Origin of the sequence: Loktanella sp. M215 (assembly GCF_021735925.1) — a bacterium.
Classification (GTDB): Bacteria; Pseudomonadota; Alphaproteobacteria; order Rhodobacterales; family Rhodobacteraceae; genus Loktanella.
This window is the reverse complement of record NZ_WMEA01000001.1, coordinates 347501-367443: the sequence shown is the minus strand read 5'-3', so window position 1 is coordinate 367443 and position 19943 is coordinate 347501. Positions and strand designations below refer to the sequence as shown.

The window sequence follows — 19943 nt, the reverse complement described above, 5'->3', positions numbered from 1 at the left end:
AGGTCCGCGCGACCCAGCGACCGGACACCGCAATGCCCCATACGCCGCCCTTTTCCCGCTTCGAATGGCTGATCGCCTGGCGTTACATCCGCGCCAAGCGGGCGGAAGGCGGCGTGTCCACGATGACGTGGATCAGCCTGATCGGCATCACGCTGGCCGTCTTCGCCCTGATCGCGACGCTGGCGATCCGGTCCGGGTTCCGGGCCGAATTCGTGGATACGATCCTGGGCGCCAACGCCCACGTCACGGTCTATGAACAGACGCCGATCGAAGGCACCGACCAGTTCACGCGCATCATCTCTGACTACGCCGCCCTGACCGACCGCATTTCCAAGGTGCCGGGCGTCACCCGTGCGGCGCCGCTAGTGCGCCAGCAGGTCATGGCGAACCGCGGCACGGAAAACGCAGGCGTCGAGGTTTTCGGCATCACCGAGGCCGACCTGCGCGCCGTCCCGCGCATCGCCAACCCGGAGGAGGCGCTGGGCAGCCTTGACGATTTCGCGCAAGGGATCGCCATCGGGTCGGGTGTCGCGCGTGAACTGGGCGTCACCGTCGGCGACCGGATCAAGCTGATTTCGCCCAACGGGGTGCGCACGGCGATGGGCACCAGCCCTCGCGTCAGCGTCTATACGGTGGAATACATCTTTACCGCCGGGCGCTACGACATCGACAAGACGCGGGTCTACATGCCGCTGGCCGAGGCGCAGACCTTCTTCAACCGCGAAGGTGTCGCCGACGAGATCGAGGTCATGGTGGCCGATCCCGACCGGGTCGAGGATGTGATGCCCGGCATCCTCGCGGCCGCTGGCGATTATGCCTACCTGTGGTCGTGGCGCGACAGCGCCGGTGCCTTCCTGCGGGCGCTGACGGTAGAGGACAACGTGATGTTCGTCCTGCTGTCGATCCTCGTGCTGATCGCCTCGATGAACATCATCTCTGGCCTGATCATGCTGGTGAAAAACAAGGGCCGCGACATCGGCATCCTGCGCACGATGGGCCTGACCGAAGGGTCGATCCTGCGCATCTTCTTCATCTGCGGGGCGGGAATCGGGACCGTGGGCACGCTGCTGGGCCTGATCCTTGGCTGCCTCTTCGCGCTCTATATCGACCCGATCTTCTCTTTCGTGAACTACGTCGCGGGCGGCGGGGTCTGGGACCCCGAAATCCGCGGCATCTACGCGCTGCCAGCACAACTGAACTTGGGCGACGTCCTGTCATCCGTGGTGCTGTCGCTGGGGCTGTCGTGGATCGTCACCATCTTTCCGGCCCGCCGCGCGGCCCGCATGAACCCGGTCGAGGCGCTGCGCTATGAGTGATCCCATCCTGACCCTGACTGACCTGCGCAAGGGCTACAATCCCGGCAAGCCGAACGAGGTGCGCGTGTTGCAAGGCGTCGATCTGACCGTGCAACCGGGCGAGGTCGTGGCCCTTGTCGCCCCCTCCGGCGCCGGCAAATCCACGCTGCTGCACATCGCGGGTCTGCTGGACACGCCAGACACCGGCACCGTCGCGATCCGGGGCGAGGACATGACCAACCTCAACGACCGCAGGCGCACGGCGATCCGGCGCAATGACGTGGGCTTCATCTATCAGTTCCACCACCTGCTGCCGGAGTTTTCGGCGCTGGAAAACATCACCCTGCCGCAGATGGCGAACGGCGTGCCGGACCGCGATGCCAAGGCCCGCGCGATGCAACTGCTGGACACCGTCGGCGTCGCCCACCGCGCCAGCCACCGCCCGGCAGAGCTGTCGGGCGGCGAACAGCAGCGCGTCGCCTTTTGCCGCGCGCTGGCGAATGACCCGGTGCTGCTGCTGGCGGACGAGCCGACGGGCAACCTCGACCCCGCGACCTCGGACCGGGTATTCGATGCGCTGATGGGCCTCGTGCGCAGCACCGGCCTTGCCGCCGTGATCGCGACCCACAACCTTGAACTGGCGTCACGGATGGACCGCGCCGTGCGTCTGGTCGACGGGCGGCTGGTGGCGGGGGCGGCCTAGACCCGCTGAGTCACGTAGATGCCAGCGCACATCAGACCGATGCCCGCCGCGCGCGTCCATGTCAGGGCGGCGACGCGGGCATTGAACAGGCCGAAGTGGTCGATGACCGCGGCGGCGATCAACTGCCCCAGCAGGACGTAGAACACCGCCCGCCCGATCCCCATGTCCGGCCCGATCCAGGTAATCGCCAGCACGTAGAAGGCGACGAAGGACCCGGCCAGAAACCACTGCTTTGGCGCGTCTGGCAGTTTCGCCACGGCACCGGGGTTCGTGACCAGCGCCGCGACCAGCGCGATGGTAAAGGCCACGGCAAACAGAACGCAGGCCGCGACCGCGGGCGACCCGATGTAGCGCCCCAGCGCGCCGTTCATCGCGGCCAGCACGGGGATGCCGAACCCCGTGGCCAACATGATCCACACCTGCAACGTCATCGCCAACCTCACTTGCCAAGACGCACCCGTGCGCCCATCGTAAGCGCAACATGCGCCGGAGAACCGGCGCGCACAAGCGGGCGGGCAAACCATGCGTTATATCATCCTCGGGCTTGGTCTGGCGCTGGCCGCCTGCGCCCCCGAACAAAAGCAGATCGACGGAGAGGCGGCGTTTATGGCGCAGTGTTCCGGCTGTCACGGCCGCGACGGGCGCGGCGCCGGGCCGATGGCCGCTGGCCTGCCGAAGGCGCCCGCTGACCTGACCACGATCAGCGCGCGGAACGGCGGCACCTTTCCCGAGGCCAAGGTCATGAGCCAGATCGACGGCTTCAATCGGGGCAAGCACGGTGGCGCAGACCCGATGCCGCATTTCGGCGACGGCGATCTGGGGCCGGTGGTCATGACCGAAGACGACGGCAACCCTGTGCCGGTCCCCGCCGAACTGCTGGCCCTGTCGAATTACCTACGGCTGATCCAGCGCCAGCCTTAAGGGCGGCACCTCGCCTGCAATCTCCAGAAATAGCTTGCGCTGGACGGCTTGTGCGAAACTGTCGCGCCCCTCGGCCGTCACCATAAAGGCGCCGGGGCCGCCGATGATATTGTCGGCATAAAGCTGTTCAAGGTCATAGCCCGCCCGGCGCGGGCTGTCGGGGCGCAGGATCGGCAGGGCGTTGATCACCGTGCCCTGCGCCAGCACCGTGTCGCGTGACGGCAGGATCGCGGGACCTGATGAATTGCCCATGCTGTCGCCGGAAAAGTCGATCACATGGCGGAATCCGTCGAAATCGTTCACCTCGATCAGCCGCTGGCCTTCCAGCAGGGCGGCCCCGATCGCGTTTCGCCCGTATGCGGCGCGCGGGGCCGTGGTCAGCGCGTCGGCAAAGGCCTGCGCCGCCGGGCGCCCGTCGATCAGCATCCAGTCCACGACCTGCACCTGATTGGTCGCCCATTCGACGTAGGTGACGGCGATGTGGCCGTGCAGGGTATTGGCGATGGCGCTTTGCACCGTGTCCGACAGCAGCGCGTCGGCGTAGCCCTGGCGCTGGAACGCCAGCTCTCCGGCATCGATGGACCCGCTGGCGTCGGCCAGCAGCACCAGTTCAAGCGAGGTTTCTTGCTGGGCGCTCGCGGCGGTGGCCCAGAGGGCGAGGGCGGGGATCAAATATCTCATGATCCCACGTTAGCCGGGCCGGCGCGTGTCAGGCCCTGACAATGGCGTGAAAGCGCATGTCATGCGGTGAAATGGCGCAGTTTTGGGCTAAAGTTTGGGCAACGCCCGAGGAGAGCACCATGAAACGCACCCTGACCGCCGCCCTGATCCTTGCCGCCACGACCGCCGCCGCCGGTCCCGTCAGCTTTGCGGACTGGAAAGAGCAGCGCCTGAAGCTTTTCGGGTCGAACGACTACAGCTTTGGCCAGACGTTGCAGATGAGTTCCAATGGCACGGTCAGCATCGCCTGGGGCCGGGTGCCGCAGGGCGACTGGGGCGCGACACAGGCGTCCTGGACCTGGGATGTGACGGAAGGCGTGCCGCCGACGGACCTGAGCAAGAAGGGCGGCGACGACCGCAACCTCGCGGTCTATTTCGTCTTCGTCCCGCAGGACGCGGCGGCGGGGCTTGCCAGCGCCGACATCAAGGCGTTGCTGGGGCGGTCCGACGTGCGGGTGCTGCAATATGCCTACGGCGGCAACAACGCGGTGGGGTCCGTGTTGCCCTCGCCCTATGGCACGCCCGGGACCGGCGTCACGATCCCGCTGCGGCAGGCCGGCACCGGGTCGCATGCGGAACGGGTGGACCTTACCGCCGACTACGCCCGCGCGTTCGGCGGCACGCCGGGTGCGCTGATCGGACTGGCGATCTCTGGCGACAGCGACGACACGCGCAGCACGATCCGCGCGGCGGTGGGCGGGCTGACACTGAACTGATCGGGGTCCGAGAGGGGTCAGCCTTCGGCCTTCCCGGCATATCTCGCGTGCGGCTGTTGCGGTCCATCGCAGCTGTCGTCCCTGACGGGCACCGGCACACCGCCCTCGGCTTGGTGCCGTATCGCAAGGATCTTGGGCTAAACGCGTCATTTTCATCAGGTTCTCCTCAACCATCGGGCTGAGAAAATGCGACCTTCAGATCCGCAGATCGGGACGACGTCGGCGCCGCGCTTCAGCTATGCCGCGCTGCCGTTGACCCGTGGAACGGCGTCACACGGTAAAGTTGACTTTTTAGCCAACTTTACGGTCGCGACAGCATCCTCAAAGACTTGACCCAGCCAGCGGCATCCACGTGTAAACTGAACCAAAGCGCGTCTGTCGCGGCTGCGGGTCAGGCATCGCAGCAGCAGGGCGTGACGTGATCTGATTTTGAAGAAAATATGGATAGTTAAGATGAAACATAGTGTAGACATTCACGTCGGACAACGTATCCGCCATAGAAGATGGATGACCGGCACGACGCAGCAGCAGCTTGCAGAGGTTGTCGGGATCAAGTTTCAGCAAATTCAGAAATATGAAACCGGCATGAACCGCGTGAGCGCCTCGCGGTTATGGGACATTGCGAACGCATTGAACGTGGACGTCCCGTTTTTCTTCCAAGGCCTCGATTCCGATGACAAGCAGGAAACGCAGTCCGGCGTCCTGCCCGGAGACATCCTGAGCGACAAGGAAGCGCTGGCATTGCTGCGATCCTACTACGCGATTCCGGAAAACCAAAGGCGGCGGCTGTTCGATCTGGCCCGCGTCCTCAGCGAAGTGGCGTGACGACGGCGGATTAGCCGTGTCAACATGGTTGAAACGGGCCGGGTGTCGCTGCGGTGACAGCCGGTCAGGCGGCCGCCGCTCGGATGCATGTCGCTTGATCCGGGCAACGGGAAACCTTCGGGACTGTGATGACGACACGCATACCTGCTTGATTCCCTGCGCGCGCTAAGGCGAAGACATCGCCTCACCGCACGCAGGGCATCAGTCCCGGCCTGTGGTCTTTTGCGGTGGTTCCCATGATGCCGTTATGGGTCGCAAGGTGGGCCAACGGCTTGCCGGTCACACCATCGCGATGAATCAAAAATCTCGGATGTGACAAATTTCGGCTTTGTCGCGGGTCAGTGATCGGACCGGTGCGCGCCCAGCGTCAGGTTCAGGTCCCGCAGGTCCAGCAATTCCGTTTCAGACATCTGGTCGGTGCCCTGGGTTGCGTCGTGCAACTCCACGAACACTGCTTCGGCCGCGGCGATTTCGTCTGTCGTGATCGGCCGCTCGCCATGCGCAAAAAACCCGAAAGACTTGGTTTGTTGGCCGATCGAGACCACTTTTCCGAATTTCAGCCCGTAATCGGCGGCTTGGCCCAGCACGTTATTTGCATCCTGCGGCGCCAGATCGGACCAGTCGCAGATGCCCGTATGGTCAATCGCCCATCGGACCACAGGATCGCTAAAAAACATCCCCTCGGACGCGTATAGATCAATCCATTCTTGAGGATATGTCTGGTAGAGCAAGGTCGGGTTCGCGAACCGGATGTGCAGCCCCAAGGCGTATTTCCAGTCCGTGATCGCACTCATGCGTTGCAAGAGCTGCCTTATTGTGTCCACCTTGGTCATGATTAAACCGTCATAATTTCGAGTCAATGACCCTGCGCTGCGCCAATCATCCAGGTCACGAACATACGCACAAACGAGCCTAAATGGAACTGTCGTAGAATATGAATTTCGAGAGGTTTCGCAGCCGATTTGCCGAACTCGCACCGGCTGGGTGTTATGTCGCACTCCGGGTCGGGTTCTACGCGCCCGAGGCAGAGCTGAACATGTTCGCGCCAGACTGGGTCGACCATTATACGCTGTCAGGGCATGCGCTTTCCGATCCCCTGTTGCGGTGGTGTCAAAAGAGCGAAGGCATCGTCCGCTGGAGCGATGTCGAATGCCCTTACACGTCGGATGTCTTGCTGGATTACAAGGCATACGGCTACAGATATGGCAGTGTCGTTTCCATTCGTGGCACATCGACGCAGCCAAAGGGCAGTCTCGGCGTCTTCGCCCGCAAAGAGCGAGAGCCGTCCGACGCCGAGATGGCCGAGATCAGACGCATCATCAGCGAACTGCATGCGGATGAGCCGCGCCAGATGACGAAGGCACAGCTGGAAGCGTTGCGCCTTTATGCACAGGGTTTTCTGCAAAAGCAGATCGCTCATGAATTGAATATCTCGGTCGGTGCTGTCAAGGCGCGGCTACGGGGCGGGGCGGATCGCCTCAACGTCAAGACAAGCCGGGAGGCCGCGTTGATCGCCGCGAGCCGTGGCCTGCTCTAGGCGGTTGTCGCTGCACGTGGCGCATCATTTGTGCAGCATTCGGTGCTATAGTCCTCAGGCCGCGATTCCGCATTTTGTGACAATGGGGGGTGATGAACGTTTGCTCTGGTCAGATGGGATAAGATCATGAACATCGTCGATCTTGGCACCCTGCCGGCCACGACCGAGAACTATGTCGGCTACCTCGACCAGATGTGTGCGGAACTCGGCCTCGATTACGCATCCTATGCATCGGTGAATCCCGTCACCGGCGCGGTGCAAGGGTATGCGAATTATCCGGAGTCTTGGAAATTACACTACATGACCCGGAATTTGCATCGCATCGATCCGACGCTGCAAAAGGCGGGCCTGAGTATTGCGCCAGTCGACTGGGAGCGATTCGAACGGGACCAGAAGTTTCGCGCCGTCTTCTTTGCAGCAGAGGATTTCGGCATCACGTCCCGCGGTCTGACCGTCCCGATCCGTGGACCCTACGGCGACCGGGGGCTTCTGTCCGTGACGCGGTCCTGTGGTCAGACCGAATGGAACACGCTGAAGCGGCAGATCATGGGCGATCTGCAAATCGCTGCGGTGCATCTGCACGACTCGATCATGCGCAGCTGCGGTTTAACCGGTATCCTCGGCTATTCGGTCCTGTCGTCCAGAGAAAAAGAGGTTCTGCAATGGGTCGCGGCCGGCAAGTTGCAGCAGGAAATCGGTGATATCCTGTCGATCTCTCATCGCACGGTCGAGATTCACTTAAGATCGGCGCGCGAAAAACTGGGGGCCTTCACAACCATTCAGGCAGTCGGCCGGGCCATCGGCATGGGTCTGATCTACCCCCAGTAAGGCGGCTAAGGGATTCCCCCTATTTTCAAGTGCCTGCACAAAATAGCATGAATGATTTTGTAGTCACTTTGGGGTCACAGACATGATCGTTATCATCGATTCGTTGAACGCGCACGAATATCCGGATCTTCTCGACAAGATGCATCAGTTGCGGGCGCGAGTCTTTAGCGACCGTCTGGGTTGGGACGTGCAGGTGATAAACGGCAGAGAGCGGGATGCATTCGACGATATGGATCCGGCTCATGTCGTCAGCGTCGACGACGACGGACGTGTCGTCGGCTGCATGCGGCTGTTGCAGACAACCGGTCCTCACATGCTGTCCGATGTCTTCAGCTGCCTGCTGGACGGTGAACCTCCGATCCGCAGCGCCCTTGTCTGGGAAGCCACGCGCTTCTGCGTCGACACCTCTCTTCCGGGGCGGGGCATCGCGCGCAACTCGATTTCCTACGTCACAAGCGAAGTGATGATCGGGGCCTTCGAATTCGGTCTGTCCGCGGGCATTACCGATGCGGTGGCCGTCATCGATCCCGTCATGAACCGCGTCATGAAACGGTCCGGCAACGCGCCCTACGATTATCTGGGATCGCCGCATGCGATGGGTAAAGTCACAGCGCTCGCAGCCTTGATGGATTGTTCAGAACAGCGAATTGCAAGCATCCGCGCATTTTCGGGCATCCGGCACGATGTTTTCGCACCGCATGTGGTCGAGGAAACCTGGAGATGAAGGACCCGACGCGCGAAACCTCACGGTCTTCTGCGGCACAGTTCAATTCGAACAGCGGTGGCCCGGTCGTGTCCCATCGCTGGATCGTCAATGTCCTGGCGCAGATGATCGAATATTCAGAGGCTCACGAACTGCCCGAGGTCTCGCGCCAGCTGATTTCTGCGATCGAAAAGATTTCGCCGGTGTTGATCGATCCAACACAGGGCGCGGCAAAGGCTGATCCCAAAGATGGCCCCGGGATGCGCCCCGACCTCTCGAATGTCTTCTACCTGCATGACCCGAAGCGTGACCACGCAGATTGATCGACCGATCATGCGACGCGACAAAACAAGCGTCGAATACAAGCTGACCAGGCCCCCTGACTGTCCCTCGCTCATAACGAGGGTCTGCCGGTTCGAGATCGGTCGTCTTCGGACTGGTTTTGCGCAAGCGCGCCGGGCGCGGAGCCCTCAACTTGCGCTAGTGCCCGGCGAGCTTATCGCTGTGTGTGATTGACCAGCGATAAATGCGGCCTGACGATGCTGGCGTGATATCGCCAGCTTGCGGCGGGCGTCGTCTTGGGTATCGAAGACCACTTCGTTCAGCAGGTCGTCCCGCAGGCGGTGCGGATCGACGCCTATCTCGATCAATTGCAGCCGCGCCATAAAGCGTCGACGGGGCTTGCCTTCGGGCTTTTGGTGCTTCTGGGTATCGCCATGCTCGCAGCAGGTCTGGCCTGTCAGGCCGATGTCACGCAACAGCGCCGCAAGCCGTGCAGATGGTGCAGGCCGGCGGCTACGATGTCGTTGTGATGGACATTCAGATCCCGGTGATGGACGGCCTGATCGCAACGGCCTTGATCCGACACGGGATCATCCTGCAGCACTTGTGCCGATCATCGCCATGACGGTCAACGTGCTGCCGCACCAGATTGCGATGTTCGGCAAATCCAGCCTGAATGGCTTCGTCACGAAACCCTTCCGTGGCAACGCGCTTCTAAAGAAGGTGGCTGAATGCGTAGGGGCTTCGGTTTGCGGGCAGAATTCGCAGGAACCGGCGATCGACACGTGCGATTCAATGGCGATGCATGACCTCATGGGCAACCCGAAGATGGATCAGGCGACCCGTGAACTGCGACGCCGAGTCGACGAGGTCTTTGACACAGATCCCGCGACGCATGGGCGACTGATTTCCGTGGGACTTAATCGCTTACGGTTTCAGTTCTGCGCAATACCTTGAAGGCAAGCATCAGGATTAGCATACAGGCAAACAGCCCGGAAACATCGCCAATGAAATATCCAACGGACGTCAAAGCGGCATGGTGAAAGGCCAGCAACATGCCGCTGGTGTTGATGACGGAAGCGATCAGACCGGCAATCAGGATGTCTCGCCAGTTTGCACGGTTGCCCGAGGTGATGCGAAAATCCATGCCGGCGTTTGCCAGTGCCCAAAATGTCATAACGGCACAGACGACGCCTGACATCATTCCGGTGACCCCAAGCGGTGTGAACCCGGCCCAGCCGAAGTTGAGCCAGTGGGTGAATGCCGCGGCCGGAAGCAGGAGAGGGATCGCCTTCCACCCCAGCAGCCAAGCGGAAAGGACCCGAACACCGTGCGGGAGGAACAGGAGGCTTGCGTAGGCCGCGATCTGAGGGGTGTATTGCTGTTGCCACGGTAAAAGCACCTCTATCGAGAGGCTGAAAGCCGCGAGATACGCAACAGATACAACAGCGAACGCGATAAGGAGGCTGCCTAGATTTTTACCGGATTCTGAAATGGTTACGTCAACTTCTTTGATAATGAGTAGGTTGATCGCTTTTTCTCGTTGCTATGGACAAGATACCCGGCATCCACGACGTCCTTCATGGCGCGGAAAAAGCTACTGCGTGGCACGCCAGCAAGCAATGCGTGCTTGCGGATTTCGTCCGTCTCCACGGTTGTGCCATTGGTCTCGGACAAGATTGTAGCGGCATAGACAATGTTCTTTTGAATCGACCCTAAATCATCGATCCCAAGATCCCGCTCCATCCCGAGGAGCAGTTCTTTGAGATGAGCGATTGACGCGAACCGTGTCATGAAAACCTTTCTACGCGACGGCAAGTTTGTCAAACCCGTCTGGTCACCAACGATAGGAATTGACATGCGCGAGAGCAAGTCCCAAATTGGGACTACATTAGCAGAAAAAATCCATATTGCAGCACCAGCGCCCCGCGAGTTTACGACCGCGGGGCGTGATTTTTTCAGCCGATCAGGGGACTTTTGCGGGAGCGATGTTCGACAGCATCTCATGCGAAAAGTAGTCGACCGCAGCGGACACGTCCTCGCGCTCACGCGGGCGACGGGCGCGCTGGATCTGCCCGGCCTTGCGATCCTGCTGGGCATCGTATGTGGCGATCGATGCCGGCGATTGGTGGCCATAGCCGTGGAACTGCGGCAACACGGCTATTTCGCGCGGGACTTAGCCTCAACCAGATCGCGAACAATATGGGTTGGTCACTGCGACATGCTGCATCGCTTATTGAACATTCTGCAGCAGTTGCGCCTGCTGAAAGCGCCGAAGTTCTCAAGTTGCTGCCGCGGGAGAAACGGCGAGGTAAGGGTGAAACTGTAAACGTGAAGGTAAACGACCCTACCGGTGCCAGTAGATGAGCCGACTAAGTGCTAGAAATTAAATGGAGGCGAGTACCGGAATCGAACCGGTCTACACGGATTTGCAATCCGCTGCGTAACCTCTCCGCCAACTCGCCGCCGGGCCAAGGCCTATGGATGTGTCACCTAGGGTTTTCGTGGCAGGTGCGCAAGCGGTTTTCGCAGGGCTACAGGCCGGCTGCCTCGGCCTCGCGGACGGCGGCCTCGGCCATGGCGCGGATCGCGGTGTAGGAGGAGGCGGCGGCGATGAAGCGGCCGTTGTGGCAGAACTTGGCGCCGGGAATGCCGCTGGCCTGCTCCAGCGGGGCACCGGTCAGCCCGGCCCAGGCGGCGGGCAGGTCGGCGCGCAGATCGAAGCCGTCCGCGTGGGTCTGGATGCCGCCGAGGGTCCAGTCGTCCTCGCCGCGCGGCGTGATCACGAAGAGGAGCTGGTCGGCACCGGCGCGCATGACGGCGGGGCGGAACGGCATGCCCATCGGCAGTTCGAGGATCCGGCCGTCGCCCGCCGCTGTGATCGCGTCCATCACCATGCCGTCGGCGCGCAGGCCGGCCGCACTACGGGCGATGCGGGCCTCGACGAAGGCGCGGGCGATGGCGAGGGCCGCGTGAAAGCCGCGCATCTCGGCCTCTGGTCCGCCCTGGTCGAAAACGGGTTTGAGGGTTTCCAGCAGGGCCGGCAGGGTCATGCCGGACAGCGGCCCTGCGACGGATGGCGCGATGGCGCCGTTGTCGAGCAGGTCGATGGGCAGCACGAAGCCCGCGTCGAACTTGGCGTGGATCGTTTCGATATCCGCGGCGGGGATGGCGAGGGCTGTCAGATACGCGCGCCCGAAGTGACGCCAGATCAGCCCGAAAGAGCTGAACGGCTGGCCGTCGTCGCGCAGCGGGGCGTCGCGCTGGTGGTGGTCGAAGAGGTGCCGGTCGGCGTCGAAGCCGCCGCCCACGTCATAGACGATGCGGTCAGTGCCCGGCGTGATCCATGCGGCGTCGCGGCTGCGGATGATCTGGGCTGTGGGGTACAGGCGGGTCAGGATGACGCTCGACATCAGCTCGTCGGCGTGGAAGCCGCCGGAATGGGTCACAAGATAGTCGATCGACATGCAAAAGGCCTTTTTTCAACGTTGCCGAATGTCAAACGCGGAAGCGTGGCGGATTTCAATACGGAAATGTGTGGAAAGCTACTGTGCCGCAGGAAATTGCGCCGAAGCGCAACGCGGCGGTCACAGGGAGGATTACATTACAAATTCCAAATGTTTCGCATGCGAGACATATTATGTAAAAGAATCGTTATTTCGGACAAAGGGTTAGGAATGCCTTGCCATGGCGTGCGGAGGTCTGGGCGACCTTGGACGGGTTCGGCCTTGCAATAGTCCGGCACGCGCTGCATTTTTTGGCCCGATAGCGCAGGCTGATATGCGAGGAGGTCGCGATGACGGAACATGTGACGGGCAGGGGCGGCTTCGTCGCGCGGGACAGGGACTGGCATCCGGCCCCGTATCATCCGGCCTACAAGACCAGTGTGAAGCGGTCGCCGCAGGCGGCACTGCTGTCCTTTCCCACGACGGCGAGCGAGATCACCGGGCCGACCTTTGGCCACGGCATCCTTGGTGCGCACGACGCGGACCTGATCCACAACTTTACCGGAGAAAGCGCCATCGGCCCACGGATCGTCGTGCATGGCCGGGTGCAGGACGAATTCGGGCGCGGTGTCGGCGGCGCGCTGGTCGAGGTCTGGCAAGCCAATGCGGGCGGACGCTATCGCCACAAGAAAGAAGGCTATGTCGCGGCGCTGGACCCAAATTTCGGTGGGTGCGGGCGGGTGATTACCGACGCCGAGGGCTTTTATGAATTCCGCACGATCATGCCGGGGGCCTATCCCTGGCCCAATGGCATGAACGACTGGCGGCCCGCGCATATCCACTTTTCGGTGTTCGGCCACAGCTTCGCCCAGCGTCTGATCACCCAGATGTATTTCGAAGGCGATCCGCTGATCCCGCTGTGTCCCATCGTGGGCACGATCCAGAACCCCGATGCGGTGAAGGCGCTGATCGCCCCGCTGGACAAGGCGCGGACGGTGCCGATGGATGCGCTGGCCTACAAGTTTGACATCATCCTGCGCGGGCGCCGTCAGACGGCGTTCGAGACGCGGCCGGAGGGACTTTGACCATGGTGCAACCGTTGAACGTATTGAAGGAAAGCCCGAGCCAGACCGCCGGGCCGTATGTCCATATTGGCTGCACGCCGAATTTCTGCGGCATCGGTGGGGTTTACCCAGAGGATCTGGGCGCGCGGATGAAGACCGGACCCGTGCAGGGCGAAGAGATCGTTATTACCGGCGCGGTCCACGACGGCATGGGCATGGCGTTGAAGGACGCGCTGGTGGAAATCTGGCAGGCGGACGCGCAGGGCCGGTTCGCGGGGCATGACGCAGAGGCGGACCCCAACTTTACCGGGTTCGGGCGCAGTCCCGGCGACATGGACACCGGCGCCTTCCGGTTCGAGACGGTGAAGCCCGGTCGCGTACGCTGGCCAGACGGGCGCCTGCAGGCGCCGCATGTCAGCGTCTGGATCGTGGCGCGGGGGATCAACATCGGATTGCAGACGCGGATCTATTTCAGCGACGAGGCGGCGGCCAATGCCGAAGACCCGATCCTGACGCGGCTGGAGCATCAGAGCCGTGTGCAGACATTGATCGCCGCGCGTCAGGACGACGGCAGCTACCGGTTCGATGTGCATATTCAGGGCCCGCAGGAAACGGTGTTTTTCGACATTTAAGTTTGAATCATCGTTGTCTGTCGCGTTTCAGACAATGTCCTATCACCGAAGCGTCATGTTTGTGCGCCATAGAGAGCGGAAGCATGGCCGACGGGCGATTATTGCGTCCCGAAGGGTGTGCCTGCGACGGTTTTTCAGGTTTCCGTGCAAAGGATTTGTGTCCGGCGCCAAAAAAACCTGGCCTATCCCGGCGACAGGTCTGGCTATCGCGCGAGGACCAGTTCGGCCTTCAACCCGCCCATATCGTCGCTGTCGCCCAGACGCAGGACGCCGCCGTGGCTGCGCGCGATGTCGGCCACGATGGCAAGGCCCAGACCGACGCCAGACCCGCGGTCCTGATTGCGCGCGGGGTCGAGGCGGGTGAAGGGGCGGACAGCTTCGTCGCGTTGGTCGGCGGGGATGCCGGGGCCGTCATCCTCGACCACGTAGCGGACGGCGCGGTCGGTGACATGGACGGCGACGCGGGCCTGCGTGCCGTAGCGCAGGGCGTTGCCCACTAGGTTGTCCAGCGCCCGGCGGATCGCGGCGGGCCGCAGCGGCAGGGTCGCCGGGTCCGCGGTGCTGACCGTGAGGGTCACGGGCAGGCCGATGCGGGTATAATCCGCAACCAGATCGGACAGGATGGCCGCGGGATCGATACGCTCCAGTGCGTCGCCCGCATCCGAGCGGACGAAGTCGAGGAAACTGTCCAGCAGGCGCTGCATCTCGTCCACGTCGCGGGTCAGGGGGGCGGCTTCCTCGTCATCGAGCAGGGACAGGCCGAGGCGTAGGCGCGTGAGCGGCGTGCGCAGGTCGTGGCTGACGCCCGAGAGCATCATGGTGCGCTGCTGGATCTGACGTTCCAGCCGGTTGCGCATGTCGAGGAAGGCCATGCCGGCGGCGCGCACCTCGGTCGCGCCACCGGGGCTGTAGGGCGTGATGCGGCCCTTGCCATAGTCGGCGGCGGCGCGGGCCATGCGGGTGATGGGGCGCAGCTGGTTGCGCAGGAAGATGTAGGAGATCGTGGTCAGCACGGCGCCGAGGATCACCATGACGACCAGCAGCTGGTGCGGGTTGGACGCGGACAGGCGGCGGCGCGCGATTTCGACCGAGAGCGGCCCCTGACGGCTGCCGATCCAGACGGTCACGAAGCGGCGGTCCGCCATCGAGATCGCGCCGATTTCCGGCACGCCGTCGCGCAGGCGGGCGGCGACGGTGTCGCCGGTGAAATCGGTCCAGCGGCGGTCGTCACCGATCTGCGGGATCGTCGTGGGCCAGTCGACGTCGAGTTCCAGCGGGGCGGCGACGGCGTTGACGTCGCGGATCGCGGTCAACCGGTCGGGGGCGGCGTCGGCCACGTCGCGCAGGTAGCGCAGGTCGATGGTGACGGCGTCGGACATCTGGCGGGTCACGCCTTCGAAATGGCGCTGGATGAACAGCACCGAGACCAGCAGCTGCACGCTCAGCACCGGGAGGATCAGGATGAGCAGCGCACGGGTGTAGAGGCCGCGCGGCATGTAGCGTTTGAGCCATTGGAAGAACATGTGCATGATCGTAGCGACAGGGTTCGGGATTGGCAAAGCGATGGATGACGTGTTCGACCCGGCGGCGGGTGTGGCAGAGGCGATTGCGCCGGGGGTGCGGCGGGTGCTGGCGCCGAATCCCTCTGCGATGACCTATCGCGGCACGAATACCTATCTGCTGGGGCAGGGGCGGGTGACGGTGATCGACCCCGGTCCCGACGATCCGGCGCATGGGGCCGCGCTGATGCGCGCGCTGGCGGGCGAGGCGGTGAGCCATATCGTCGTGACGCACAGCCATCTGGATCATTCGCCGCTGGCCGCCCGGCTGGCGCAGCAGACCGGGGCGGAGGTCTGGGCCTTTGGCGGTTCGGAGACGGGGCGCAGCGATGTGATGCGCGCACTGGTGGCGGGGGGCTATGACGGCGGGGGCGAGGGGGTCGACGCGGGTTTTGCGCCGCACCGGGTGGTAACGGACGGCGAGCTGATCGCGACACCGGCGGGGGCGCTGCGGGTGCTGCATACGCCGGGGCACATGGGCAACCATATCTGCCTGCGCTGGCAGGATGCGGTGTTCAGCGGCGATCTGGTGATGGGGTGGGCGACGTCGCTGGTGTCGCCGCCCGACGGGGACATCAGCGACTTTCTGGCGTCCTGCGCGAAGGTCAGGGCCGAGGGCGCGCAGGTCCTGTATCCGGGGCATGGCGCGCCGGTGACGGAGCCTGCGGTGCGAATCGACTGGCTGATCGCGCACCGGATGGAGCGGCGGGCGCAGGTGCTGGCGGCGCTGGATGTGCCGCGGGATGTCGCGGCGCTGACAGAGGTGATCTATACGGACGTCGCACCGGCGCTGTGGCCGATCGCGGCGCGTAACGTCTTTGCACAACTGGTGGAATTGGTGGGGGCCGGGCTGGTGCGGGCGGTGCCGGACCTGTCACCGGGTGCCACGTTCCACAAGATGTAGTGTCTGCGCGATCACGGCAACACGTCGGCGTGAGATCGCCTGATCGCCACGTCCGGCGGGTGTCTTTTTCGCGGGTTTCTGATATGCCTGTCGTCAATGGAGTGCGCGATCAACGCGCGCCCGGCCGAGCAGGACATGAGCATGAGCATAGCGAACGATACCCCCGAGTCCGATCTTCCGTGGTACCGGATGAAATCCAGCATCATGATGATCACGGTCACGCTGATTGCACTGGCGAGCGTGGTGTTCGATTATACCGGACGGGACAATACCCCGGCCGCAGGCTTTCGGCTGGTCGAGAACGGAACGATCAGCAACAGCGCCATGACCTATCAACGCTGAACCGGCGTCAGGTGTCGTGATCCGGTCCGCGGGGACCGCAGACATGAAATAATGCGCGGACGTCAGCAGGGCGTCCGCTGAAGAAAGGCCCCCGGCGCTGGATCGCGCCGGGGGCCTTTTTGGTTACATCGTCGGGCAGACGGCGCCGGTGTCGATCCAGGCCTGCGTCAACTCTCCGAAGATCGCCTGCGTGCCGGGGGCGGGTGTGCGGCCTTCGCCGGGTTCCCAGCCCCAGCCGACCAGACCGTCCGTCGCGTTGTGTTCGTGCAGGTCAGCGAGGGTGCGGTTGCCGTTACGCTCCGGGTCTTTCAACTGGGCACAGATCTCGGCGGCGGATTTGCCGATCCAGCCCATCTCGATCGGGGCGAGTTGCCAGGGGTTGTGGCCGGGGATGGAGCCTTGCCCGGTGGTGAACGACACGTTTTCCGCGCCGTGGCAGGTGGAACAGCGCATGCCGGGCGCGCCCATGCCACCTGCGCCGCGCACGACGGGGGGCTGGTGCGGCGTCATCAGGTCGCCCTGTGCCGGCACGTCACCCACCGGGTGACAGTTCAGGCAGCGCGGGCTTTCGATCACGACGAACATCTCGTTGAAGAGCGCAGCAGAGCGTTCGGAGTCGTCGGCGATGGCGCCGAATTCATCCACGGTGCGCAGGCCGTTCACGGTTTCGGCGTGGGCCGGGACCGCCCAGAGAAGGGCGGCCGCGGTCAGTTTTGTCAGGGTCTTCATGGATTACGCTCCGGCCGGGGTCTTGAAGGGAAGGGTGGTGACATTGGTGCCGGTCAGGGCGCGCCATGCGTTGGCGACGGCCGGGCCGACGGGGGGCAGGCCGGGTTCGCCGACGCCGGTGGGGTCCATGCTGCTCTCGATGATCTCGACCTCGACGGCCGGCATCTCGTTGATGCGGATCATGCGGTAGTCGTCGAAGTTCTGCTCGACCACGTTGCCGCCTTCGCCCAGCGTCAGCGCGTTGAAGAGGACGGAGCCGAGGCCGAAGCCGATGCCGCCTTCCATCTGGGCGCGGATCACGTTGGGGTTCACGGCGACGCCGCAATCGACGGCGCACCAGACCTTGGTGACATGCGGGAAGCCGTCGCGATCCTCGACCTCTGCGATCTGGGCGACATAGGTGTTGAAGGATTCGTGCAGGGCCACGCCGTAGCCCTTGTTACCCTTCACCTTCTGGCCGTCCCAGCCGGCCATTGCGGCGACCTTTTCCAGCACGGCCCGGTCACGGGTCATGTCGGATTTCAGCAGATCGAGGCGCCCTTGCACAGGATCCTTGCCGCCCGCTTCGAGGAGTTGATCGAGGAAGACCTCTGTCGCGTAGCCGGTGTGGGTGTGGCCCACGGACCGCCACCACAGGACCGGCACCGGACTTTCGGCGCGGACCCAGTTCACCCGCAGGTTCGCGAGGTCATAGGGCATCTTGGTCGACCCTTCGTAGGAGGTCGGGTCCTTGCCGTCCTCCATCATCTGCTCCATTGGGCCACCGGCCATGATGGACTGGTTCACCACGACGTTGTGCCAGCCGAGGATGTTGCCTTCGGCATCCAGCGCACCGCGCATCTTGTGCACGGTCATCGGGCGGTAGAAACCGCCGGCCAGATCGTCTTCGCGGGTCCAGATCAATTTCCACGCGCCGTCACGGCCTGCGGCCTTGGCGATGGCACCGATCTCGTTCCCGATCTGGGCGGTGGGCTGGGCGCGACGGCCAAACGATCCGCCCGCCAGCATGACGTTCAGTTTCACGTTGGCCGCGTCGATGCCGAGGTTGGTCGCCACCGCCTGCTTGTCGAAGCCGGGGAACTGGTAGCCGCCCCAGGTTTCAGCCGATCCGTCCTTGACCTGAATGACGGCGTCCAGCGGTTCCATCGGCGCGTGGGCGAGGAAGGGGAAGCGGAACTCTGTCTCGATCACCTGGGCGGCGTCGGTCAGGGTGGCGTCGATGTCGCCTGCCTCTTCGGCGACCAGCAACTCGCCGCTGGCGGCCAGATTGACGAAGTCGTCCATCATCTGGGCAGAGGACCGGGTTTCGGCGTTGCTGTCGTCCCAGTCGACGGTCAGGGCGCTGCGGCCCGAGAGGGCGGCATAGGTCGAGGTCGCATAGACCGCGATGCCCTGCGGGATCTGGCGGACGGCCGTGACGCCGGGGACCTTCATGGCCTCGGTGTCGTCAAAGCTGGCGACGGTGCCGCCCAGCATGGGCGCGTGACGGATCACGACATATTCCATGTCGGGCAGGTCCATATCCATCGTAAAGACGGCCTGACCGGTGGACTTGGCGTAGCTGTCGAGCTTGGGACGGTCCTTGCCGATCAGGACGAAGTCCTTGGGATCCTTGACGGCGGGATCTTCCGGCGGGGTCAGTTTCGCGGCCTTGGCGGCCAGCGGGCCGAAGGTCGAGGTCTTGTCGCCGGAGGTGAGCACGCCGTTGGCGATCGTGATGGTCGAGGCGTCGACGCCCCACTCCTCGGCGGCGGCCTGCACCAACATGGCACGCGCGGCGGCACCGGCCTTGCGCATCTGGGTGTAGGAGTTCGCCATGGCGGTGGACCCGCCGGTGGCCTGCAGGCCGAACAGCAGGTTCTTGTACTTCTCGTCGTCGGCGGGGGCGGATTCGGCGCGCATCTGGCCCCAGTCGGCGTCCATCTCTTCGGCCACGAGGGTCGAGAGGCCGGTCATCGGGCCCTGACCGAATTCGATGTGCTTGATGATGACGGTGACGGTGTCATCCTCTGCCACGCGGATGAAGGCGTTGGGGGCGAAGGTCGCGTCCGTGCCGTCGGGCTGGAACGCGAGGGCGGCACCGGATTGCGCGCGACCGCGCATCGGCAGCGACACCGCGATCACGAGGCCGAGGGAGGAGGCGAGGAAGTTGCGGCGGTTCTGTGTGATGGTCATGTCTTAACCCTCCAGCGTCTTGGCGGCGTCTTTGATCGCCTGACGGATGCGCACGTAGGATGCACAGCGGCAGATGTTGCCGGCCATGGCCTGGTCGATCTGTTCGTCCGTCGGATTCGGGATTTCGTAAAGAAGGGCTGCGGCGCTGACGACCTGACCGGACTGGCACCAGCCGCATTGCGGCACGTCGATGGCGGTCCAGGCGGCCTGCACGGCCTGCGCTTCGGGCGAATCGAGGCCTTCGATTGTCCGGATGTCGGCGCCTTCGAGTGTGGAGACGGGCGTCACGCAGGACCGGCGTGTCGTGCCATCGAGCATCACGGTGCAGGCGCCGCATTGGGCGACGCCGCAGCCGAACTTGGTGCCGGTCAGCTTCAGCTCGTCACGCAGCACCCACAGCAGGGGGGTGTCGCCGGGCACATCAACGGTGCGCTCCTCGCCGTTCACGGTGAAAGTGGTCATGGATCCCTCGTTTTATCTGGATTGTGTTGAGATAGGAAAATGGGGCGATCAGGCCAAAAGTCACATGGATTCTGCAGTGCCGCAGCGGCAGCGCGGGATC

General features: G+C 63.5%; 27 protein-coding genes, 1 tRNA gene and 1 pseudogene (1 of these 29 cut by a window edge). 17 read left to right on the top strand and 12 right to left on the bottom strand.

Features of this window, described 5'->3' with window-relative positions; all coding sequences use genetic code 11:
- Positions 1 to 32: 32 nt before the first annotated feature.
- Together GLR48_RS01805 and GLR48_RS01800 are read left to right on the top strand one after the other, a co-directional pair.
- Positions 33 to 1316 carry a lipoprotein-releasing ABC transporter permease subunit gene (locus GLR48_RS01805; protein WP_237058153.1) on the top strand — a complete coding sequence of 428 codons (1284 nt, stop codon included), beginning with the start codon at positions 33 to 35 and terminating at the stop codon, positions 1314 to 1316.
- Positions 1309 to 1998: an ABC transporter ATP-binding protein gene (locus tag GLR48_RS01800; protein ID WP_237058151.1), complete on the top strand. Its 690-nt coding sequence runs from the start codon at positions 1309 to 1311 to the stop codon at positions 1996 to 1998. Before GLR48_RS01805 ends, GLR48_RS01800 begins: the two co-directional genes overlap by 8 nt.
- Here GLR48_RS01800 and GLR48_RS01795 read toward each other — a convergent pair.
- Positions 1995 to 2429 carry a DMT family transporter gene (locus tag GLR48_RS01795; protein WP_237058149.1) on the bottom strand — a complete coding sequence of 145 codons (435 nt, stop codon included), beginning with the start codon at positions 2427 to 2429 and terminating at the stop codon, positions 1995 to 1997. The genes GLR48_RS01800 and GLR48_RS01795 overlap by 4 nt on opposite strands.
- Before the next feature lie 91 nt (positions 2430 to 2520).
- Between GLR48_RS01795 and GLR48_RS01790 the strand changes: the two genes are divergently transcribed.
- Entirely contained in the window at positions 2521 to 2919 is a 399-nt protein-coding gene (locus GLR48_RS01790; RefSeq protein ID WP_237058147.1) for a c-type cytochrome, read from the top strand.
- Here GLR48_RS01790 and GLR48_RS01785 read toward each other — a convergent pair.
- The gene (locus GLR48_RS01785) at positions 2893 to 3600 is read right to left on the bottom strand and encodes a DUF1194 domain-containing protein (RefSeq protein ID WP_237058145.1); all 708 of its coding nucleotides are present in this window, start codon (positions 3598 to 3600) and stop codon (positions 2893 to 2895) included. The genes GLR48_RS01790 and GLR48_RS01785 overlap by 27 nt on opposite strands.
- A gap of 119 nt (positions 3601 to 3719) precedes the next feature.
- Here GLR48_RS01785 and GLR48_RS01780 point away from each other — a divergent pair, with 119 nt between their 5' ends.
- Positions 3720 to 4355 carry a DUF3047 domain-containing protein gene (locus GLR48_RS01780; RefSeq protein WP_237058143.1) on the top strand — a complete coding sequence of 212 codons (636 nt, stop codon included), beginning with the start codon at positions 3720 to 3722 and terminating at the stop codon, positions 4353 to 4355.
- A 453-nt stretch (positions 4356 to 4808) separates the two neighbouring features.
- Complete coding sequence (locus GLR48_RS01775; protein WP_237064293.1) at positions 4809 to 5180, top strand: helix-turn-helix domain-containing protein; 372 nt, start codon at positions 4809 to 4811, stop codon at positions 5178 to 5180.
- A 338-nt stretch (positions 5181 to 5518) separates the two neighbouring features.
- Here the strand turns inward: GLR48_RS01775 and GLR48_RS01770 are convergent, their stop codons facing one another.
- Positions 5519 to 6013, bottom strand: a complete 495-nt coding sequence (locus tag GLR48_RS01770) for an autoinducer binding domain-containing protein (protein WP_237058141.1) — start codon at positions 6011 to 6013, stop codon at positions 5519 to 5521.
- A 101-nt stretch (positions 6014 to 6114) separates the two neighbouring features.
- On the opposite strand from GLR48_RS01770, the gene GLR48_RS01765 reads away from it, so the two are divergent.
- From GLR48_RS01765 to GLR48_RS01750, 4 genes are all read left to right on the top strand, one after another.
- Positions 6115 to 6717, top strand: a complete 603-nt coding sequence (locus GLR48_RS01765) for a helix-turn-helix transcriptional regulator (protein WP_237058139.1) — start codon at positions 6115 to 6117, stop codon at positions 6715 to 6717.
- 126 nt (positions 6718 to 6843) lie between these two features.
- Positions 6844 to 7545: an autoinducer binding domain-containing protein gene (locus tag GLR48_RS01760; protein WP_237058137.1), complete on the top strand. Its 702-nt coding sequence runs from the start codon at positions 6844 to 6846 to the stop codon at positions 7543 to 7545.
- An 82-nt stretch (positions 7546 to 7627) separates the two neighbouring features.
- Complete coding sequence (locus tag GLR48_RS01755) at positions 7628 to 8269, top strand: acyl-homoserine-lactone synthase (RefSeq protein ID WP_237058135.1); 642 nt, start codon at positions 7628 to 7630, stop codon at positions 8267 to 8269.
- On the top strand, positions 8266 to 8571 hold the full coding sequence (locus tag GLR48_RS01750; RefSeq protein ID WP_237058133.1) for a hypothetical protein: 306 nt from the start codon (positions 8266 to 8268) through the stop codon (positions 8569 to 8571). The genes GLR48_RS01755 and GLR48_RS01750 overlap by 4 nt, the downstream gene beginning before the upstream one ends.
- A 176-nt stretch (positions 8572 to 8747) precedes the next feature.
- On the opposite strand, the pseudogene GLR48_RS01745 reads toward GLR48_RS01750, so the two are convergent.
- Positions 8748 to 8868: pseudogene (locus GLR48_RS01745) on the bottom strand (IS3 family transposase); the annotation flags it as partial.
- Here GLR48_RS01745 and GLR48_RS01740 point away from each other — a divergent pair.
- Together GLR48_RS01740 and GLR48_RS01735 are read left to right on the top strand one after the other, a co-directional pair.
- Positions 8827 to 9060, top strand: coding sequence for a hypothetical protein (locus GLR48_RS01740; protein WP_237064614.1), 234 nt, complete (start codon positions 8827 to 8829; stop codon positions 9058 to 9060). The pseudogene GLR48_RS01745 and the gene GLR48_RS01740 overlap by 42 nt on opposite strands.
- Complete coding sequence (locus GLR48_RS01735; RefSeq protein ID WP_237058131.1) at positions 8996 to 9487, top strand: hypothetical protein; 492 nt, start codon at positions 8996 to 8998, stop codon at positions 9485 to 9487. The genes GLR48_RS01740 and GLR48_RS01735 overlap by 65 nt, the downstream gene beginning before the upstream one ends.
- Here GLR48_RS01735 and GLR48_RS01730 read toward each other — a convergent pair.
- Entirely contained in the window at positions 9450 to 9932 is a 483-nt protein-coding gene (locus tag GLR48_RS01730; protein ID WP_237058129.1) for a hypothetical protein, read from the bottom strand. The two genes, GLR48_RS01735 and GLR48_RS01730, sit on opposite strands and share 38 nt — an antisense overlap.
- A 95-nt stretch (positions 9933 to 10027) precedes the next feature.
- Positions 10028 to 10324, bottom strand: coding sequence for a hypothetical protein (locus GLR48_RS01725; protein WP_237058128.1), 297 nt, complete (start codon positions 10322 to 10324; stop codon positions 10028 to 10030).
- On the opposite strand from GLR48_RS01725, the gene GLR48_RS01720 reads away from it, so the two are divergent.
- Positions 10323 to 10859, top strand: a complete 537-nt coding sequence (locus GLR48_RS01720) for a hypothetical protein (protein ID WP_237058127.1) — start codon at positions 10323 to 10325, stop codon at positions 10857 to 10859. The genes GLR48_RS01725 and GLR48_RS01720 overlap by 2 nt on opposite strands.
- Positions 10860 to 10921: 62 nt before the next feature.
- Here the strand turns inward: GLR48_RS01720 and GLR48_RS01715 are convergent.
- Both GLR48_RS01715 and GLR48_RS01710 read right to left on the bottom strand, forming a co-directional pair.
- Positions 10922 to 10995 (bottom strand) — tRNA-Cys (locus GLR48_RS01715).
- A gap of 69 nt (positions 10996 to 11064) precedes the next feature.
- The gene (locus GLR48_RS01710) at positions 11065 to 11997 is read right to left on the bottom strand and encodes an MYG1 family protein (RefSeq protein WP_237058126.1); all 933 of its coding nucleotides are present in this window, start codon (positions 11995 to 11997) and stop codon (positions 11065 to 11067) included.
- Between the two features lie 329 nt (positions 11998 to 12326).
- Between GLR48_RS01710 and pcaH the strand changes: the two genes are divergently transcribed.
- Positions 12327 to 13061 (top strand): protocatechuate 3,4-dioxygenase subunit beta, encoded by a 735-nt coding sequence (gene pcaH / locus GLR48_RS01705; protein ID WP_237058125.1) that lies wholly within the window; start codon positions 12327 to 12329, stop codon positions 13059 to 13061.
- A gap of 2 nt (positions 13062 to 13063) precedes the next feature.
- A complete protein-coding gene (gene pcaG / locus GLR48_RS01700; RefSeq protein WP_237058124.1) occupies positions 13064 to 13672 on the top strand; it encodes a protocatechuate 3,4-dioxygenase subunit alpha in 609 nt (202 codons plus the stop codon).
- Positions 13673 to 13875: 203 nt separating this feature from the next.
- Here the strand turns inward: pcaG and GLR48_RS01695 are convergent, their stop codons facing one another.
- Entirely contained in the window at positions 13876 to 15195 is a 1320-nt protein-coding gene (locus GLR48_RS01695; RefSeq protein ID WP_237058123.1) for an ATP-binding protein, read from the bottom strand.
- Between the two features lie 4 nt (positions 15196 to 15199).
- Here GLR48_RS01695 and GLR48_RS01690 point away from each other — a divergent pair, with 4 nt between their 5' ends.
- Together GLR48_RS01690 and GLR48_RS01685 are read left to right on the top strand one after the other, a co-directional pair.
- Positions 15200 to 16135 (top strand): MBL fold metallo-hydrolase, encoded by a 936-nt coding sequence (locus GLR48_RS01690; RefSeq protein ID WP_237058121.1) that lies wholly within the window; start codon positions 15200 to 15202, stop codon positions 16133 to 16135.
- A 141-nt stretch (positions 16136 to 16276) separates the two neighbouring features.
- Positions 16277 to 16477, top strand: coding sequence for a hypothetical protein (locus tag GLR48_RS01685; RefSeq protein WP_237058119.1), 201 nt, complete (start codon positions 16277 to 16279; stop codon positions 16475 to 16477).
- Between the two features lie 123 nt (positions 16478 to 16600).
- Here GLR48_RS01685 and GLR48_RS01680 read toward each other — a convergent pair whose 3' ends face one another.
- The 3 genes from GLR48_RS01680 to GLR48_RS01670 are packed head-to-tail and all read right to left on the bottom strand — an operon-like array spanning position 16601 to position 19843.
- Positions 16601 to 17206, bottom strand: coding sequence for an Isoquinoline 1-oxidoreductase subunit (locus GLR48_RS01680; protein WP_237058117.1), 606 nt, complete (start codon positions 17204 to 17206; stop codon positions 16601 to 16603).
- A 3-nt stretch (positions 17207 to 17209) separates the two neighbouring features.
- Positions 17210 to 19381: a xanthine dehydrogenase family protein molybdopterin-binding subunit gene (locus GLR48_RS01675; protein WP_237058115.1), complete on the bottom strand. Its 2172-nt coding sequence runs from the start codon at positions 19379 to 19381 to the stop codon at positions 17210 to 17212.
- 3 nt (positions 19382 to 19384) lie between these two features.
- Entirely contained in the window at positions 19385 to 19843 is a 459-nt protein-coding gene (locus GLR48_RS01670) for a (2Fe-2S)-binding protein (protein WP_237058113.1), read from the bottom strand.
- Between GLR48_RS01670 and GLR48_RS01665 the strand changes: the two genes are divergently transcribed.
- Positions 19842 to 19943 carry the 5' end (the start) of a hypothetical protein gene (locus tag GLR48_RS01665; RefSeq protein WP_237058111.1) on the top strand. 138 nt of this gene lie beyond the right edge of the window, so 102 of the gene's 240 nt are visible here — the first part of the coding sequence; its start codon is at positions 19842 to 19844; its stop codon lies beyond the right edge, outside the window. The two genes, GLR48_RS01670 and GLR48_RS01665, sit on opposite strands and share 2 nt — an antisense overlap.

What these genes read in the sequence shown, in the direction of transcription:
- GLR48_RS01765 (WP_237058139.1), top strand. Translation starts at nt 6,115, where the DNA reads ATGAATTTCGAGAGGTTTCGCAGCCGATTTGCCGAACTCGCACCGGCT.
- GLR48_RS01695 (WP_237058123.1), bottom strand. Translation starts at nt 15,195, where the DNA reads ATGTTCTTCCAATGGCTCAAACGCTACATGCCGCGCGGCCTCTACACC.
- GLR48_RS01755 (WP_237058135.1), top strand. Translation starts at nt 7,628, where the DNA reads ATGATCGTTATCATCGATTCGTTGAACGCGCACGAATATCCGGATCTT.
- GLR48_RS01775 (WP_237064293.1), top strand. Translation starts at nt 4,809, where the DNA reads ATGAAACATAGTGTAGACATTCACGTCGGACAACGTATCCGCCATAGA.
- GLR48_RS01685 (WP_237058119.1), top strand. Translation starts at nt 16,277, where the DNA reads ATGAGCATAGCGAACGATACCCCCGAGTCCGATCTTCCGTGGTACCGG.
- GLR48_RS01735 (WP_237058131.1), top strand. Translation starts at nt 8,996, where the DNA reads ATGTCACGCAACAGCGCCGCAAGCCGTGCAGATGGTGCAGGCCGGCGG.
- GLR48_RS01805 (WP_237058153.1), top strand. Translation starts at nt 33, where the DNA reads ATGCCCCATACGCCGCCCTTTTCCCGCTTCGAATGGCTGATCGCCTGG.
- GLR48_RS01680 (WP_237058117.1), bottom strand. Translation starts at nt 17,206, where the DNA reads ATGAAGACCCTGACAAAACTGACCGCGGCCGCCCTTCTCTGGGCGGTC.
- pcaG (WP_237058124.1), top strand. Translation starts at nt 13,064, where the DNA reads ATGGTGCAACCGTTGAACGTATTGAAGGAAAGCCCGAGCCAGACCGCC.
- GLR48_RS01785 (WP_237058145.1), bottom strand. Translation starts at nt 3,600, where the DNA reads ATGAGATATTTGATCCCCGCCCTCGCCCTCTGGGCCACCGCCGCGAGC.
- GLR48_RS01710 (WP_237058126.1), bottom strand. Translation starts at nt 11,997, where the DNA reads ATGTCGATCGACTATCTTGTGACCCATTCCGGCGGCTTCCACGCCGAC.
- GLR48_RS01770 (WP_237058141.1), bottom strand. Translation starts at nt 6,013, where the DNA reads ATGACCAAGGTGGACACAATAAGGCAGCTCTTGCAACGCATGAGTGCG.
- pcaH (WP_237058125.1), top strand. Translation starts at nt 12,327, where the DNA reads ATGACGGAACATGTGACGGGCAGGGGCGGCTTCGTCGCGCGGGACAGG.
- GLR48_RS01780 (WP_237058143.1), top strand. Translation starts at nt 3,720, where the DNA reads ATGAAACGCACCCTGACCGCCGCCCTGATCCTTGCCGCCACGACCGCC.
- GLR48_RS01725 (WP_237058128.1), bottom strand. Translation starts at nt 10,324, where the DNA reads ATGACACGGTTCGCGTCAATCGCTCATCTCAAAGAACTGCTCCTCGGG.
- GLR48_RS01675 (WP_237058115.1), bottom strand. Translation starts at nt 19,381, where the DNA reads ATGACCATCACACAGAACCGCCGCAACTTCCTCGCCTCCTCCCTCGGC.
- GLR48_RS01720 (WP_237058127.1), top strand. Translation starts at nt 10,323, where the DNA reads ATGAAAACCTTTCTACGCGACGGCAAGTTTGTCAAACCCGTCTGGTCA.
- GLR48_RS01800 (WP_237058151.1), top strand. Translation starts at nt 1,309, where the DNA reads ATGAGTGATCCCATCCTGACCCTGACTGACCTGCGCAAGGGCTACAAT.
- GLR48_RS01760 (WP_237058137.1), top strand. Translation starts at nt 6,844, where the DNA reads ATGAACATCGTCGATCTTGGCACCCTGCCGGCCACGACCGAGAACTAT.
- GLR48_RS01790 (WP_237058147.1), top strand. Translation starts at nt 2,521, where the DNA reads ATGCGTTATATCATCCTCGGGCTTGGTCTGGCGCTGGCCGCCTGCGCC.
- GLR48_RS01670 (WP_237058113.1), bottom strand. Translation starts at nt 19,843, where the DNA reads ATGACCACTTTCACCGTGAACGGCGAGGAGCGCACCGTTGATGTGCCC.
- GLR48_RS01690 (WP_237058121.1), top strand. Translation starts at nt 15,200, where the DNA reads ATGATCGTAGCGACAGGGTTCGGGATTGGCAAAGCGATGGATGACGTG.
- GLR48_RS01750 (WP_237058133.1), top strand. Translation starts at nt 8,266, where the DNA reads ATGAAGGACCCGACGCGCGAAACCTCACGGTCTTCTGCGGCACAGTTC.
- GLR48_RS01795 (WP_237058149.1), bottom strand. Translation starts at nt 2,429, where the DNA reads ATGACGTTGCAGGTGTGGATCATGTTGGCCACGGGGTTCGGCATCCCC.